This is a genomic window from Yersinia artesiana (assembly GCF_902726545.1).
In the GTDB taxonomy this organism is placed as follows: Bacteria; Pseudomonadota; Gammaproteobacteria; order Enterobacterales; family Enterobacteriaceae; genus Yersinia; species Yersinia artesiana.
In genome coordinates, this window is the sequence record NZ_CACVAD010000011.1 from 14,602 (window position 1) to 29,352 (window position 14,751).

Genomic DNA, 14,751 nt, shown 5'->3' on the forward strand with positions numbered 1-14,751 from the left:
CAGAAATCCGGGGCCAATAGGCCCCGGAACGATGATAATTATTCATTACTGACACGAATAACCAGCTTGCCAAAGTTCTTACCTTCCAATAGGCCGATAAAGGCTTGTGGTGCATTTTCCAGGCCATCAACCAAATCTTCGCGGAACTTGATTTTCCCTTGCTCCACCCAAGGAGTCATCTGCTGTAAGAAGTCATCGAAATGCGGGGCATAGTCATCAAAAATGATAAATCCTTGCATCCGAATGCGTTTGCGCAAAATGATGCTTTGCAACAGTGGTAAACGATCCGGGCCGTCCGGCAACTCGGTGTCATTATAGCGGGCAATCAAGCCGCAAACCGGGATGCGAGCGCGGGGGTTCAATAAGGGTAATACCGCGTCGAAAACCGCACCGCCCACATTTTCGTAATAGATATCAATGCCCGCTGAACAGGCTTTTTCTAGTTGTTGCGCAAAATCTGTTGCCTTATGGTCAATGCATGCATCGAACCCCAATTCTTCAACTACATAGCGGCATTTTTCTGCTCCGCCAGCAATACCGATAACTTTGCATCCTTTCAATTTACCTATTTGCCCGACGACGGAACCTACGGCTCCACTGGCCGCCGCCACGACTAATGTTTCACCCGCTTGGGGCTGACCAATATCCAATAAGCCCATGTAAGCCGTAAAGCCCGGCATCCCCAACACACCGAGTGCGCGTGACGGATGGGAGAGTTGTGGCCCTAAATTGCGAATATCAGAGCCATCCGATAATGCATAATCCTGCCAGCCGCTCGGAGCCAGTACCCAATCCCCAACCTGAAAGTCCGGATGTTGTGAGGCTTCAACCCGTGAGACGGCACCACCCACCATCACATCACCCACCTCAACTGGAGCGGCATAAGATGGTGCATCGCTCATTCGGCCTCGCATATAGGGGTCGAGAGATAAATAACGAGTACGTAGTAACACTTGCCCCGCTGCCGGTTGCGGGATGGGTTGAGTGTCTAATATAAAATTTTCTTGGGTCGGTGTACCGCGTGGGCGTGAGGCCAATAGAATACGGCGATTCTTTATTTTATCTTGAGTCATCTGATTCCCTTATTTCGAATCATTCAATACGGGGAGTAAAAAGAGTGAGTGCTGAAAATCATAGTAGAACTCTTCATAAGGAGTTCAGCTAATAGTGCGCAAGTGTGAGAAAAGCGTTGCCATTGCGGGAGGCGAACGCCTTTAAAGATGAGAAGGGGGCTCGTTTTAAAGAGGCACGATCAGCACATCCACCGTACTGGTATTAATCAGACGAGCCGCTGAGCAGGAAAATTTATTGAGCAGCCTCGTGCTGTGGTTGCCACATATCACCAGGTCAATATGTTGCTGCTGACAGAAATAAGCCATGCTCTCGGCGAATTCGCCATGAACAACAGTTCGCTTTTCAATGGGATAATCAGCATGGCTAGCCAGTTCCTCCATAAACAACAGCGCCTCTTCTTGCAATACCGAACGCAAATCTCCCAACATTGGGGCCGCGTAGCTGCTGTACATTTCCGGTTCTGTTGTCAGGGTAATTAATGAGACACGACCATCATAAGGCCGGACGATAGAAACTGCTTTATTCACCAATTGTTGGCTATCCGGTGAAAGTGCGACTGCGACCAGCACATTCCTGTATCCCATCATTAAGCTCCCATAAGCGCGGCTGTAGCATAAAGGTTAGAGGATCATATCTTTAAGAAATGAGATGTTAATCACATTTGACTGTGGCCAGGAAAAAAACCATTTACAGCAGCTAGTTAAGTGAAGGTAATAATATAAAAAGACATGCAGAACTTATATTCCAAACATTATTAATTAATTTATCTTACATTTTACTTACAAAACCCTTGTAAAACTACGGATATCAACCAAAGTTGAAAATGTACGCAAAAAAATATGGAGAGAAAAAAGCGTGAAACATGTGGTTACCTCTACTGCCTTTTTTAATACGTGTTATCGATCCTTTTAACGAAAAACGACAAATAGGTTAATAAACAAACGATGAAAAGCATTTTTTCATGCCGCATAAATATTCGTTAAAACAAAATAGTTTCTAGTAGTTACTTATAGGATTACCGAGTTATAAAGTGTCAAATTAGCCCTTAATGCTAATAATTTGCGGTTATGACAGATTTATATTCTGCTATTTTGCTTTAGGGATGCTTTTGTTCGAATTGATCTAAAAACACTGAGAATTAGGCCTATATCCTTAGTTTTTTAGCTCTTTTCTGACTTATGGTTATTTTTTGAACACTCTAGTGGTCAAAAAACGAACAAAAAAAGAGAGCGGTAGCAGTTTTTTATTTTATTTTTGTGATCTATGTCACATTACATTTAAAATGAATCACTAGTCACATTGTATGTGCTAACGATTCGGGAGTAGAGTTGGGCCTCTCTAGGATTATTCCTAATATTTTGTAAGAAAAGTTTCATGTCGAAGAAGCAAGATCAGAATCAGAGCAGCATAAAATCAAACTGCCAGAAAGACGACATGTCATTTCAGACCGAAGCGGTATTTTTGCAATGTTGCACTAGCAGGTTTCAATTACTTTTAGTTCTATAAGTTTTAATTAACTGTATAACGGGAAGGATCCCAGGTCTTGGGTGAGGAATATTATCATCCAACTTATGTTTTAAAACATAATCAGTCGGGATGCATAAAATGAGTACGTCTGAATTACTCAAACATATTTATGATATTAATTTGTCATATTTGCTTTTAGCTCAACGGTTAATTAACGATGAGAAAGCCTCAGCGATGTTTCGTCTCGGTATTACAGATACCATGGCCGATGCATTATCGCAGTTAACATTACCGCAGATGGTTAAATTAGCGGAGACTAACCAATTGGTCTGTCATTTCCGTTTCAGTGATCACAATACAATTCATCATCTGACGAAAGAATCTCGTGTGGATGATTTGCAGCAAATCCACACAGGAATTTTATTGTCGAGTCATTTACTCCACGAACTATCGTTAAAAGACGGTAGTGCGTCTAAGAAAAGAGCATGACCGATGGTTGAGAAAAGTATTGTTCAGGAAGCCAAAGATATTCATTTGGCAATGGAGTTGATAACTTTAGGTGCGCGCTTGCAGATGTTAGAAAGCGAGACGCAACTCAGTCGGGGGCGTTTAATTAAGCTCTACAAAGAGCTGAGAGGCAGTCCTCCTCCTAAAGGAATGTTGCCGTTTTCGACCGATTGGTTTATGACTTGGGAACAAAATATTCATTCATCGATGTTTTATAACGCCTATAGTTTCTTGCTAAAAAGTGGGCAATGCACCGGTGTTGAGGCCGTTATTAAGGCTTATCGTCTTTATCTCGAACAGTGCCCGGATCAGTCTGGAATACCGCCATTACTGGCGTTAACCCGTGCCTGGACCTTGGTTAGGTTCGTTGACAGTGGTATGTTGCAGCTCTCTGGTTGCAGTTGCTGTGGTGGCACTTTTATCACTCATGCGCATCAACCACGCAACAGCTTTGTTTGCAGTCTTTGCCAGCCACCTTCCCGCGCAGTAAAAAAACGTAAACTTTCTCCGCAATCTGCCGATATAACTTCACAACTGCTGGATGAGCAGGTTAGACGCGCAGTTTGAGTTTCTTTGAGTTGTCAGAATTTTGGGTTGCAGCAGCGGTATGGATACCGTTTCTGTCACCCGCCAATGGCAACTCATGACCCTCAAAGGGTGCTAACGCCTCACCTTCCACCCACACACTTTGCTAAGGATATCGCGTGTTAGTTATTTTGGGTTATATCGTGGTCTTAGGTGCGGTTTTTGGCGGCTACATCATTGTCGGTGGTCACCTGGGCGCATTATATCAACCAGCTGAATTTTTAATTATCGGTGGTGCGGGTATTGGCGCATTTATTGTGGGCAACAATGGCAAAGCGATAAAAGCCACAATGAAAGCCATGCCAAAACTGATGCGTCGTTCTAAATATAATAAAGTCCTCTATATGGACTTAATGGCGCTGTTGTACCGCTTATTAGCAAAATCCCGTCAACAGGGAATGCTGTCATTGGAGCGGGATATTGAAAGCCCCTTGGAAAGTGAAATTTTCTCTAATTATCCGAGAATTTTGGCCGATAAGATATTAGTGGAATTTATTACCGACTATTTGCGGTTAATTGTCAGTGGGAATATGAACGCTTTTGAAATCGAAGCCTTGATGGATGAAGAGATCGAAACTCACGAGCAAGAATGCGAAGTGCCTGCCGGTAGCCTGACGATGGTGGGCGATTCTTTACCTGCATTCGGTATTGTTGCCGCCGTGATGGGGGTTGTGCATGCCTTGGCATCCGCAGACCGGCCCGCCGCAGAGCTTGGGGCGTTAATTGCCCATGCGATGGTAGGGACATTCCTCGGTATTTTGTTGGCATATGGATTTATCTCACCGTTGGCGACGTTGTTACGTCAACAGAGTGCGGAAACCACCAAAATGATGCAGTGCATCAAGGTGACTCTGCTTTCCAGTCTGAACGGATATGCGCCGCAAATTGCCGTGGAATTTGGTCGTAAAACGCTCTACACCACGGAACGTCCTTCGTTCATTGAGCTGGAAGAGCATGTGCGCAGAGTGAAAGCGCCGGCACCGCAAGCGACAGAAGAGGACGCATGAAGCATCAGAACCACCCCGTTATTCTGGTCAAAAAGCGCAAAGCCAAACATGGCCAAGCCCACCATGGCGGGTCATGGAAAATTGCTTATGCTGACTTTATGACAGCAATGATGGCCTTCTTTCTGGTGATGTGGTTGCTGTCAGTTTCCAGCCCGCAAGAGCTGACGCAAATTGCTGAGTATTTCCGCACACCATTGAAAGTTGCTCTGTCCAGCGGTGAAAAAAGCAGCGACAGTACCAGCCCAATTCCTGGCGGTGGTGATGATCCCACCCAACAAGTCGGTGAAGTGCGCAAGCAGGTTGATTCTGAAGAGCGCCGCAAAGAAGAATATCGACTCAATAAATTACGGGAAAAACTGGACCAATTAATTGAATCAGACCCGAGACTGAAAGCTTTGCGGCCACATCTGTTGATTAACATGATGGATGAAGGGCTGAGAATTCAGATTATTGATAGCCAAAACCGGCCAATGTTCAAGATGGGGAGTGCTCAGGTTGAACCGTATATGCGCGATATTTTACGTGCCATTGCCCCTATTTTGAATGATATTCCCAATAAGATCAGCCTGTCTGGCCACACCGATGACTTGCCGTATGCTTCGGGTGAACGGGGTTACAGCAACTGGGAATTGTCAGCAGATCGTGCCAATGCTTCACGGCGTGAGTTACTGGTCGGTGGTTTGGATGAAGGCAAAGTATTACGCGTGGTAGGCATGGCATCGACGATGCGCTTAAAAGAGCAGGCATCAGATGACCCGGTTAACCGCCGTATCAGTATTCTGGTGCTGAATAAGCAGACTCAACATGATATTGAGCACGAGAATTTAGATAACAAAGCGCTGGATATCGAAAAAGCTGAGAGCTTAAAACAGATTGATTCTACCGGGACGACACCTGCGGTGGCATCACCCGCTACTGTTGCGACACCGCCAGTGACCAGCGGTGCGACGATACCGACAGCACAATCTGGTACTCGCGGATCAGCACCTGTACCCGCGGCGGTCTCGACAACATCAGCCTCGACAACATCAGCCTTGATAACATCAGCCTCGTCAGCGACGGCAACTGAGTCGGTGAAAGCGGTGGCACCGCCTGTAACAGCACCACAAACACAACAATCGAGCACGGAGAACATTACTCAAGCTGCCCGCGGACCAACGACATCGTTGCCAGCGGCACCAGCAAGTAATGCACCGGTCTCTCCGACAAGCCGCGACGCACAGTAGAGGTGACACCGTGAGCATGGATATTACCGCGTTTTATCAGACTTTCTTTGATGAAGCAGATGAATTGCTGGCAGATATGGAACAGCACCTGTTATTGCTGGATCCGCTGGCCCCTGATAATGAACAACTCAATGCCATTTTCCGCGCTGCTCACTCAATTAAGGGCGGCGCTGCGACATTTGGATTTACTGTCTTACAAGAAACAACCCATCTGTTGGAAAACCTGTTGGATGGTGCCCGCCGCGACGAGATGCGCTTGAGCACTGATATCATCAACCTGTTTTTGGAAACGAAAGATATTATGCAAGAACAGTTGGACGCCTACAAAACCTCTCAAGAACCTAATGCAGAAAGTTTTGAGTATATCTGCCATGCATTGCGCCAACTGGCACTCGAAGCTTTAGAACAACAACCCCCCCATAATGTGGCGACCACAGATAAAGCGACCACCCCGACCGCTGAAGCCAAGGCCAGCAGCAAGTCTCCTGCCTTAGTTCAGGGGGGAATGCGCATCCGCCTGTCGGGTTTGAAAGAGCAAGAAATCCCTTTGATGCTGGAAGAACTGGGCAATTTGGGTGAAGTCAAAGATCCGCACCAAGGTACAGATAGCCTGGAAGCGACCCTGATTACCTCTGTTAGCGAAGATGATATCAGTGCGGTGCTCTGTTTTGTGCTGGAGCCGGAGCAGATTAGCTTTGTTCAAGCCGAGTCGGCGCAAGAAGCTGAAGTGGCTGTTGTCGCGCCGGTGGTTGAAGTGCCTCAAGTTACCGCTGTTGCTGAAATCAAGAACCCACCTAAGGTTGAGGCCGTCGTTGCCCAGCCAACCAGCGCAGAGCATGTCAAACCTAAAGCGAAAGCCAGTGAATCCACCAGTATTCGCGTGGCAGTTGAGAAAGTCGACCAACTGATTAATTTAGTGGGTGAATTGGTTATCACTCAATCAATGTTGGCTCAGCGTTCCAGCACCTTAGACCCGGTGATTAACGGCGATTTACTCAATAGCATGGGGCAGTTGGAGCGCAACGCGCGCGACTTGCAAGAGTCGGTGATGTCGATTCGAATGATGCCGATGGAATATGTATTCAGCCGCTTCCCGCGCTTGGTGCGTGATTTGGCCAGCAAGTTGAATAAACAGGTTGAACTGACACTGCTTGGCAGTTCGACTGAGCTGGATAAAAGTCTGATTGAACGCATTATCGACCCATTAACCCATCTGGTGCGTAACAGCTTGGACCACGGTATTGAAGATCCAGCAACGCGCATCGCGGCCGGTAAACAACCGGTAGGTAATCTGACACTGTCGGCCGAACATCAAGGTGGCAATATTTGTATTGAAGTCCTCGATGATGGGGCAGGGCTAAACCGGCAGAAAATTCTGGCGAAAGCACAATCGCAGGGTATGGCTGTTAATGAGCATATGAGTGATGAAGATGTCGGCATGCTGATTTTCGCCCCTGGATTCTCTACAGCCGAGCAGGTGACCGATGTTTCTGGTCGCGGTGTTGGCATGGATGTGGTTAAGCGAAATATTCAGGAAATGGGCGGCCATGTACAAGTCAGTTTCCAGGCCGGTAAAGGTACCTCAATTCGGATCTTGCTACCATTGACGCTGGCTATTCTTGATGGCATGTCCGTTAAAGTCAGTAATGAAGTGTTCATTTTACCATTGAACGCCGTAATGGAATCTCTGCAACCATTGGCTGAGGATCTCCATCCACTGGCTGGCGGTGAACGCGTATTGCAAGTGCGTGGTGAGTATCTGCCTCTGGTGGAGCTGTTCCGGGTATTTGATGTTGAAAATGCGAAAACTGAAGCCACCCAAGGCATTGTTGTGATTCTACAAAGTGCTGGTCGTCGTTATGCCCTGCTGGTAGATCAATTGATTGGTCAGCATCAGGTGGTGGTGAAAAACCTGGAAAGCAATTATCGCAAGGTTCCAGGTATTTCTGCCGCCACCATTTTGGGTGATGGCAGTGTGGCATTAATTGTGGATGTGTCGGCGTTGCAGGCCTTAAACCGGGAAAAGCGTGTTACGGCTGATGATGTCGTCGTCGCGTAATATGCCCGTCATACTTCAAGCTGCATGCGTGTTGGCTACGTTCAATCACCCGAATCACTTACAACATCGTAAGTTCATCGGGATTTATTCACTTGCCGCCTTCCTGCAACTCGAATTATTTAGGGCATAGAGCTTTGAAAAATAAACATAAATTCAACCTATTGATTGAAGGGTAAAAACATGGCAGGACTAGCAACCGTCACGAAGCTGGCTGGCGAAACGGTAGGACAAGAATTCCTGATTTTTACGCTGGGTGCTGAAGAGTACGGCATTGATATTCTGAAAGTTCAAGAGATCCGGGGTTATGATCAAGTGACCCGTATCGCTAACACCCCGGCTTTCATTAAAGGTGTTACTAACTTACGCGGCGTTATTGTTCCTATTATCGATTTACGGGTTAAATTTGCCCAACAGGGCGTCAGCTATAACGAAAATACAGTGGTCATCGTACTGAATTTTGGTCAGCGCGTTGTCGGTATTGTCGTGGATGGTGTGTCTGATGTGCTGTCATTGACTGCTGAGCAAATCCGCCCAGCCCCTGAGTTTGCTGTGACTTTGGCGACCGAATACCTGACAGGTTTAGGTTCACTGGGTGAGCGGATGCTGATTTTGGTTGATATTGAGAAGTTGCTGAGCAGTGAAGAGATGTCATTGCTTGATTCAGTGGTGAAAGGTTAATTAAGCCTAATCTATCATTACCTTTTCCAACGCGCAGGAGGGCAAGTTAGCCCTTCTGCTTCAAATTTGGTCTAAAGCCAAAGATCAAATTGTTAATACTCAGTATCTCCCCGGTAAAATAATCTTTCTCCCCGGTAAAGTTCCCCCCTGTGGTGCCGATAACACAGTTAATTAAACGTCTTATGTTTTGGCGTACCCGTATTTTGACGTAATCGTAATAATGAAGGGATAACATGTTTAAGCGTATGAAAGTGGTCACCAGCTTGCTGTTGGTGTTAGTGCTATTTGGTGCCTTACAGCTGGTTTCCGGCGGGCTTTTCTTTAACTCACTGAAAAATGACAAAGAAAACTTCGCGGTTTTACAAGTTATCCGTCAACAACAGTCGGTATTGAATGAAAGCTGGGTCAATCTACTGCAAACACGCAATACGTTAAACCGCGCGGGCATTCGCTACATGATGGATGTGAATCACACTGGCAGCGGCCCGACTGTAAATGATCTTTTGGCGTCAGCCAAAGGAACATTAGGTGTGGCGGCAGAACGTTTTAAAAGCTACGAGCAAATTCCGCTGGATAGCCAGCAAGACCCGGAATCGGCTAAAAAATTAAAACAGACTTATGAGCAATATTTTGGCGCGTTAACTGAGCTTATCCAATTGATGGAAGCGGGTAAGATCAATGAATTCTTTGACCAGCCAACCTCCAGTTTCCAAAATGCTTTTGAGCATGACTACAACACTTACCTGACACAAAACGACCGTCTGTATTCCGGTGCCGTGGAAGACAGTAACCGCTCCTTTACTTATGCGATGAGCGTGATTGTCTTTGTATTGATTGCCGTATTCGTCGCCATTGTGGTGGTGTGGCTGGGTATGCAACACATCTTGATTAACCCACTCAAACACTTGATTGAGCATATCAAACATATTGCTAACGGTGATTTGACTCAGAATATTGAAGTGCACAGTCGCAACGAAATGGGCACCCTGGCAGCTAGCCTGAAGCACATGCAATCTGAATTGGTGACTACCGTCAGTGATGTCCGTTTAGGCGCTGATGCTATTTATAGTGGTGCATCAGAAATTGCTGCGGGCAACAATGATTTGTCAGCACGTACCGAGCAACAAGCCGCCTCTTTGGAAGAAACCGCTGCCAGCATGGAGCAGTTAACCGCTACGGTGAAACAGAATGCTGAAAATGCCCGTCAGGCTAGCCAACTGGCATTAAGTGCATCTGAAACCGCGCAAAAAGGTGGAAAAGTCGTCGCGAACGTGGTGCAAACCATGCATGACATTGCCGGTAGCTCGCAGAAAATTGCCGATATCACCAGCGTCATTGATGGCATCGCTTTCCAAACCAATATTCTGGCATTGAATGCTGCGGTTGAAGCCGCTCGTGCCGGCGAGCAGGGCCGTGGTTTTGCCGTTGTCGCCGGTGAAGTGCGCAATCTGGCCCAGCGCAGTGCGCAAGCAGCCAAAGAAATCAAAGGCTTGATCGAAGATTCAGTCAACCGTGTCGATATGGGTTCTGTACTGGTTGAAAGTGCCGGCGAAACCATGGGCGATATCGTGAATGCGGTGACCCGCGTAACGGACATCATGGGCGAAATCGCTTCCGCCTCTGATGAACAAAGCCGTGGTATCGATCAGGTCGGTCAGGCGGTGACTGAAATGGATCGTGTGACCCAACAAAACGCCTCTTTGGTGGAAGAGTCTGCCTCTGCCGCCGCAGCACTGGAAGAGCAAGCCAGTATGCTAACCCAATCCATGTCCGTATTTGTTCTGCGTATGGATAGCAGTAGTAGCAAAAAAGATGTGAGAAAAACCAAGCAGCCGACACAGGATAAGAGCGGTACTGCTAAAAAAGCACTGGGAAGTGACCTGCAAGAAAATTGGGAAACTTTCTAGTCCCCTACAACCCTTCATACTTGAAATTGCAGGGGTGTTAGCTGCGCTCACGAACCCGAATCACTTACCGGAGTAAGCTCATCGGGATTCGTTTGCTGGCAGCCTACCTGCAACTCCAATTATCTTGGGTAGATAAAAATAGAAGCCGGCCAACGAGCCGGCTGAGAAGAGGTTACGATGTTTGGCCGAATCCGGATTTCTACCAGCTTTTTCCTGTTATTGATGTTGATTTGCTCGATACAGTTGATTTCAAGTGGTCTGTCATTTACTGCATTTCGTTCAGACTATCAAAATTTAAACCGAGTGGATCTCAGCAGCCAGCAACGGGATGCATTAAGCCTCAGTTGGGTATCCTTACTTCAGGCGCGTAATACCTTAAACCGGGCGGCGACTCGCTCGGCTCTCAAAGTCCCTCAGGAGCAAGTCAACGCGCTAATGGGCAATGCGCGGAGTTCACTACAGAAAGCCGATCTCTATTTTAATCAGTTTCTGGCGGTACCTCGTCTGGATGAGAGTGATACCGGTGGTGAGTTGTTAGATGCAACCAAGAACAGTTATCAGAACTTACGCAGTTCACTCCGGGAGTTAATCGATTTCCTGGAAGCCGGTAATTTGCAGAGTTTTATGGATCAACCCACCCAGAAAACTCAAGACCTGTTTGAAGCTGATTTCTTGCAATATTTACAGTATGCCAATGAAGTGATTGCAGAAGCCGGCACTCAGAACCAACAGGCTTACCACCTCGCCATGTGGATCTTTGCCGGTGCAATTCTGATGGTAATTGCTATGGCGATTTCTTCACTGATCTGGCTGCGCACTATGTTTGTCTCGCCATTAAAAACCATGCGCGCCCATTTTGACCGCATTGCCCAAGGTGATTTATCCGCCCAGATTTCGGTGACGGGCAGTAATGAAATCAGTCAGATGTTTGCCAGTTTGCGCACCATGCAACAGTCGCTCATCACCACCGTTAGCCATGTGCGCGATGGGACAGAATCGATGTTAACCGGTATTCAGGAAATCTCTGCCGGTAACAATGATTTGTCGGCAAGAACCGAGCAGCAGGCGGCTTCATTAGAGCAAACAGCGGCTAGCATGGAACAACTGACGGCGACGGTGAAACAGAATGCCGATAATGCCCGTCAGGCGACACAACTGGCGCGAGATGCGTCGGGTACCGCAGCTAAAGGCGGTGAGTTAACCGGAAGTGTCGTGACAACCATGCATGATATCGCCACCAGTTCGCAGAAGATCGGTGCTATTACCAGCGTTATCGATGGCATCGCCTTCCAAACCAATATCCTGGCTCTGAATGCCGCTGTTGAAGCAGCTCGCGCCGGAGAGCAAGGGCGCGGTTTTGCCGTGGTGGCGGGCGAGGTGCGCAATTTAGCCCAGCGCAGTGCGCAGGCAGCAAAAGAAATCAAAGGGTTAATCGATGAATCGGTTAGCCGTGTTCGCCAGGGCTCCACCCTGGTGGAAAATGCGGGTACCACCATGGAAGAGATTGTTCGCTCAGTGACTCGGGTTACCGACATTATGGGTGAAATCGCTTCCGCTTCGGATGAGCAAAGCCGGGGTATTGAGCAGGTTTCACTCGCGGTAACACAGATGGATCAGGTCACTCAGCAAAACGCCGCATTAGTGGAAGAGGCAGCGGCTGCGGCTAATGCACTGGAGGAGCAAGCAGGTATGCTCTCCGATGCAGTGTCTGTTTTTCGTTTGGAGCAGGATAGCGACAGCGGGGAGGGGCAGGCAGCAGTTCGCAGTAGTCAGCAATTTGTTGTGAAAACAGCGGCTGTTAAGGAAACCCCAGATTGTCAAACGGTGTAACGAAGACTGTATTGTGGGGTGAAACCGGATGAAACCATCACCCCAAGAGTTTGGGTCTCCCCTGACCCAGATGATTCAGCGGCTGCCGCTGTCGGATGTTCACTTCCGACGCATTTGCCAACTTATTTACCAACGAGCTGGGATTGTGCTGGCCGATCACAAACGGGAAATGGTCTATAACCGCCTGGTGAGGCGGTTGAGGTTGCTGGGGATTAACGATTTTGGTCAATACCTGGCTTTACTGGAGACCGATCCTAACAGTGCAGAGTGGCAGGCGTTTGTTAATGCTTTGACCACTAACCTGACGGCATTTTTCCGTGAGGCGCACCACTTCCCAATTCTGGCAGAGCATGCTCGTCAGCGGCCGGGGAGTTATTCGGTTTGGAGTACGGCGGCATCGACCGGAGAAGAGCCTTATTCCATCGCCATGACATTGTGTGATGTGTTGGGAAATCGGTCGGGATCTTGCCAGATATTGGCCAGTGATATTGATACGCAAGTCCTGGAGAAAGCCACCAGTGGCGTGTATCGACAAGATGAATTGCGCTCATTGTCTGCGCAACAAATGCAACGCTATTTTTTGCGTGGCACCGGCCCCCACCAGGGCATGGTCAGAGTGCGACCGGAACTGGCCAATATGATTCATTTTCAGCAACTGAATCTGTTAGCACCCGAATGGGCATTACCGGGGCAGTTTGACGCTATTTTTTGTCGTAATGTGATGATTTATTTTGATAAAGAAACGCAGGAGCGCATCTTGCGTCGCTTTGTTCCTTTGCTAAAACCCGGCGGCTTGATGTTTGCAGGCCACTCGGAGAATTTCAGTCAAATTAGTCGGGAATTCTATTTGCGCGGGCAGACCGTTTATGGACTGACCAAGGAGAGGTGATGAGTAAAATCAGAGTATTGTGCGTTGATGATTCCGCGTTAATGCGCCAGTTAATGACAGAGATTATTAACAGTCACCCAGATATGGAAATGGTTGCAGCAGCACCAGATCCATTAGTTGCCCGTGATTTGATTAAAAAATTCAATCCGCAGGTATTAACACTTGATGTTGAAATGCCACGGATGGATGGTTTGGATTTTCTTGAAAAATTGATGCGGTTACGGCCGATGCCGGTGGTGATGGTTTCATCACTAACCGGGAAAAACTCAGAGATAACCATGCGCGCGCTGGAGTTGGGGGCTATCGATTTTGTCACCAAACCGCAGTTGGGTATCCGAGAAGGGATGCTGGCTTACAGCGAGTTGATTGCGGAGAAAATCCGCACGGCCGCGAAAGCTCGCTTACCACAGCGCGGTCCGGAACATGCCCCGGTGATGCTGAGCCATACGCCGCTGCTCAGTAGTGAGAAACTCATTGCGATCGGCGCATCGACGGGGGGGACTGAAGCCATCCGTACCGTGTTACAACCTTTGCCACCGACCAGTCCGGCATTGTTGATAACACAGCATATGCCACCGGGTTTTACCCGCTCATTTGCGGAGCGGCTCAATAAATTGTGCCAAATTACCGTGAAGGAAGCAGAAGACGGTGAGCGGGTATTGCCCGGACACGCCTATATTGCACCCGGTGATCGGCACATGGAATTGGCGCGCAGTGGGGCAAACTATCAGGTGCGTATTCATGACGGGCCTGCGGTTAATCGCCATCGTCCCTCGGTTGATGTGCTTTTCCGTTCAGTGGCGCAGTATGCCGGGCGCAATGCGGTCGGTGTCATTCTGACGGGAATGGGTAATGACGGTGCTGCCGGTTTACTGGAGATGCATCGGGCAGGGGCTTACACCATTGCCCAAAACGAAGCCAGTTGTGTGGTCTTCGGGATGCCGCGCGAAGCTATTGGGATGGGCGGCGTTAATGAAATCCTGGATTTGAACCAGGTAAGTCAGCGCATGTTGGCACAGATAAGCAGCGGTCAAGCCCTGCGAATCTAGTAGAAATTTTCCGGTGGAAATCGGGCGTTGGTATTTAATCGCTCAGCGGTGAGCAACAAACCTTAGGAGTTGGTATGGCGGATAAGAATCTCAGATTTTTGGTGGTAGACGATTTTTCGACCATGCGTCGTATTGTCAGAAACCTGCTGAAAGAGCTGGGTTTTAACAATGTGGAAGAAGCCGAAGATGGCGTAGACGCATTGAATAAATTACGTACGGGTGGTTTTGATTTTGTGGTTTCTGACTGGAACATGCCAAATATGGATGGCCTGGACCTGTTGAAAACTATCCGTGCTGATGGTGCTCTTGGTACTCTGCCAGTTCTGATGGTAACGGCTGAAGCTAAAAAAGAGAATATCATCGCAGCAGCGCAAGCCGGTGCCAGTGGTTATGTAGTGAAGCCTTTCACTGCCGCTACCTTGGAAGAGAAGCTCAATAAGATTTTTGAAAAGTTGGGTATGTAAGGAGGCGAG

The 14,751-nt window shown here is 47.9% G+C and carries 13 protein-coding genes; 11 read left to right on the forward strand and 2 right to left on the reverse strand.

Annotated elements, in window-relative coordinates:
• Positions 1-38 precede the first annotated feature (38 nt).
• Positions 39-1,073, reverse strand: coding sequence for an NADP-dependent oxidoreductase (locus HU019_RS05015; RefSeq protein ID WP_174849233.1), 1,035 nt, complete (start codon positions 1,071-1,073; stop codon positions 39-41).
• A 165-nt stretch (positions 1,074-1,238) separates the two neighbouring features.
• Positions 1,239-1,658 carry a universal stress protein UspC gene (gene uspC / locus HU019_RS05020; RefSeq protein ID WP_174849244.1) on the reverse strand — a complete coding sequence of 140 codons (420 nt, stop codon included), beginning with the start codon at positions 1,656-1,658 and terminating at the stop codon, positions 1,239-1,241.
• Between the two features lie 1,021 nt (positions 1,659-2,679).
• Between uspC and flhD the strand changes: the two genes are divergently transcribed.
• From flhD to cheY, 11 genes are all read left to right on the forward strand, one after another.
• Positions 2,680-3,030, forward strand: a complete 351-nt coding sequence (gene flhD / locus HU019_RS05025; RefSeq protein WP_005164498.1) for a flagellar transcriptional regulator FlhD — start codon at positions 2,680-2,682, stop codon at positions 3,028-3,030.
• Between the two features lie 3 nt (positions 3,031-3,033).
• Positions 3,034-3,615: a flagellar transcriptional regulator FlhC gene (gene flhC / locus HU019_RS05030; RefSeq protein ID WP_050075351.1), complete on the forward strand. Its 582-nt coding sequence runs from the start codon at positions 3,034-3,036 to the stop codon at positions 3,613-3,615.
• 137 nt (positions 3,616-3,752) lie between these two features.
• The gene (gene motA / locus HU019_RS05035) at positions 3,753-4,640 is read left to right on the forward strand and encodes a flagellar motor stator protein MotA (RefSeq protein WP_174849232.1); all 888 of its coding nucleotides are present in this window, start codon (positions 3,753-3,755) and stop codon (positions 4,638-4,640) included.
• Positions 4,637-5,866 carry a flagellar motor protein MotB gene (gene motB / locus HU019_RS05040; protein WP_174849231.1) on the forward strand — a complete coding sequence of 410 codons (1,230 nt, stop codon included), beginning with the start codon at positions 4,637-4,639 and terminating at the stop codon, positions 5,864-5,866. The genes motA and motB overlap by 4 nt, the downstream gene beginning before the upstream one ends.
• A 16-nt stretch (positions 5,867-5,882) precedes the next feature.
• Positions 5,883-7,925, forward strand: coding sequence for a chemotaxis protein CheA (cheA, locus tag HU019_RS05045; RefSeq protein ID WP_174849243.1), 2,043 nt, complete (start codon positions 5,883-5,885; stop codon positions 7,923-7,925).
• A 180-nt stretch (positions 7,926-8,105) separates the two neighbouring features.
• The gene (cheW, locus tag HU019_RS05050) at positions 8,106-8,603 is read left to right on the forward strand and encodes a chemotaxis protein CheW (protein WP_005164488.1); all 498 of its coding nucleotides are present in this window, start codon (positions 8,106-8,108) and stop codon (positions 8,601-8,603) included.
• Between the two features lie 233 nt (positions 8,604-8,836).
• Positions 8,837-10,510 (forward strand): methyl-accepting chemotaxis protein, encoded by a 1,674-nt coding sequence (locus tag HU019_RS05055; protein WP_174849230.1) that lies wholly within the window; start codon positions 8,837-8,839, stop codon positions 10,508-10,510.
• A 177-nt stretch (positions 10,511-10,687) separates the two neighbouring features.
• The gene (locus HU019_RS05060) at positions 10,688-12,340 is read left to right on the forward strand and encodes a methyl-accepting chemotaxis protein (RefSeq protein WP_174849229.1); all 1,653 of its coding nucleotides are present in this window, start codon (positions 10,688-10,690) and stop codon (positions 12,338-12,340) included.
• A 28-nt stretch (positions 12,341-12,368) separates the two neighbouring features.
• Positions 12,369-13,229 carry a protein-glutamate O-methyltransferase CheR gene (cheR, locus tag HU019_RS05065; RefSeq protein WP_019080859.1) on the forward strand — a complete coding sequence of 287 codons (861 nt, stop codon included), beginning with the start codon at positions 12,369-12,371 and terminating at the stop codon, positions 13,227-13,229.
• Entirely contained in the window at positions 13,229-14,278 is a 1,050-nt protein-coding gene (locus tag HU019_RS05070) for a protein-glutamate methylesterase/protein-glutamine glutaminase (protein WP_174849228.1), read from the forward strand. The genes cheR and HU019_RS05070 overlap by 1 nt, the downstream gene beginning before the upstream one ends.
• A gap of 74 nt (positions 14,279-14,352) precedes the next feature.
• Positions 14,353-14,742 (forward strand): chemotaxis response regulator CheY, encoded by a 390-nt coding sequence (cheY, locus tag HU019_RS05075; protein WP_005164479.1) that lies wholly within the window; start codon positions 14,353-14,355, stop codon positions 14,740-14,742.
• Positions 14,743-14,751 lie beyond the last annotated feature (9 nt).

What these genes read in the sequence shown, in the direction of transcription:
- HU019_RS05015 (WP_174849233.1), bottom strand. Translation starts at nt 1,073, where the DNA reads ATGACTCAAGATAAAATAAAGAATCGCCGTATTCTATTGGCCTCACGC.
- uspC (WP_174849244.1), bottom strand. Translation starts at nt 1,658, where the DNA reads ATGGGATACAGGAATGTGCTGGTCGCAGTCGCACTTTCACCGGATAGC.
- flhD (WP_005164498.1), top strand. Translation starts at nt 2,680, where the DNA reads ATGAGTACGTCTGAATTACTCAAACATATTTATGATATTAATTTGTCA.
- flhC (WP_050075351.1), top strand. Translation starts at nt 3,034, where the DNA reads ATGGTTGAGAAAAGTATTGTTCAGGAAGCCAAAGATATTCATTTGGCA.
- motB (WP_174849231.1), top strand. Translation starts at nt 4,637, where the DNA reads ATGAAGCATCAGAACCACCCCGTTATTCTGGTCAAAAAGCGCAAAGCC.
- cheA (WP_174849243.1), top strand. Translation starts at nt 5,883, where the DNA reads ATGGATATTACCGCGTTTTATCAGACTTTCTTTGATGAAGCAGATGAA.
- cheW (WP_005164488.1), top strand. Translation starts at nt 8,106, where the DNA reads ATGGCAGGACTAGCAACCGTCACGAAGCTGGCTGGCGAAACGGTAGGA.
- HU019_RS05055 (WP_174849230.1), top strand. Translation starts at nt 8,837, where the DNA reads ATGTTTAAGCGTATGAAAGTGGTCACCAGCTTGCTGTTGGTGTTAGTG.
- HU019_RS05060 (WP_174849229.1), top strand. Translation starts at nt 10,688, where the DNA reads ATGTTTGGCCGAATCCGGATTTCTACCAGCTTTTTCCTGTTATTGATG.
- cheR (WP_019080859.1), top strand. Translation starts at nt 12,369, where the DNA reads ATGAAACCATCACCCCAAGAGTTTGGGTCTCCCCTGACCCAGATGATT.
- HU019_RS05070 (WP_174849228.1), top strand. Translation starts at nt 13,229, where the DNA reads ATGAGTAAAATCAGAGTATTGTGCGTTGATGATTCCGCGTTAATGCGC.
- cheY (WP_005164479.1), top strand. Translation starts at nt 14,353, where the DNA reads ATGGCGGATAAGAATCTCAGATTTTTGGTGGTAGACGATTTTTCGACC.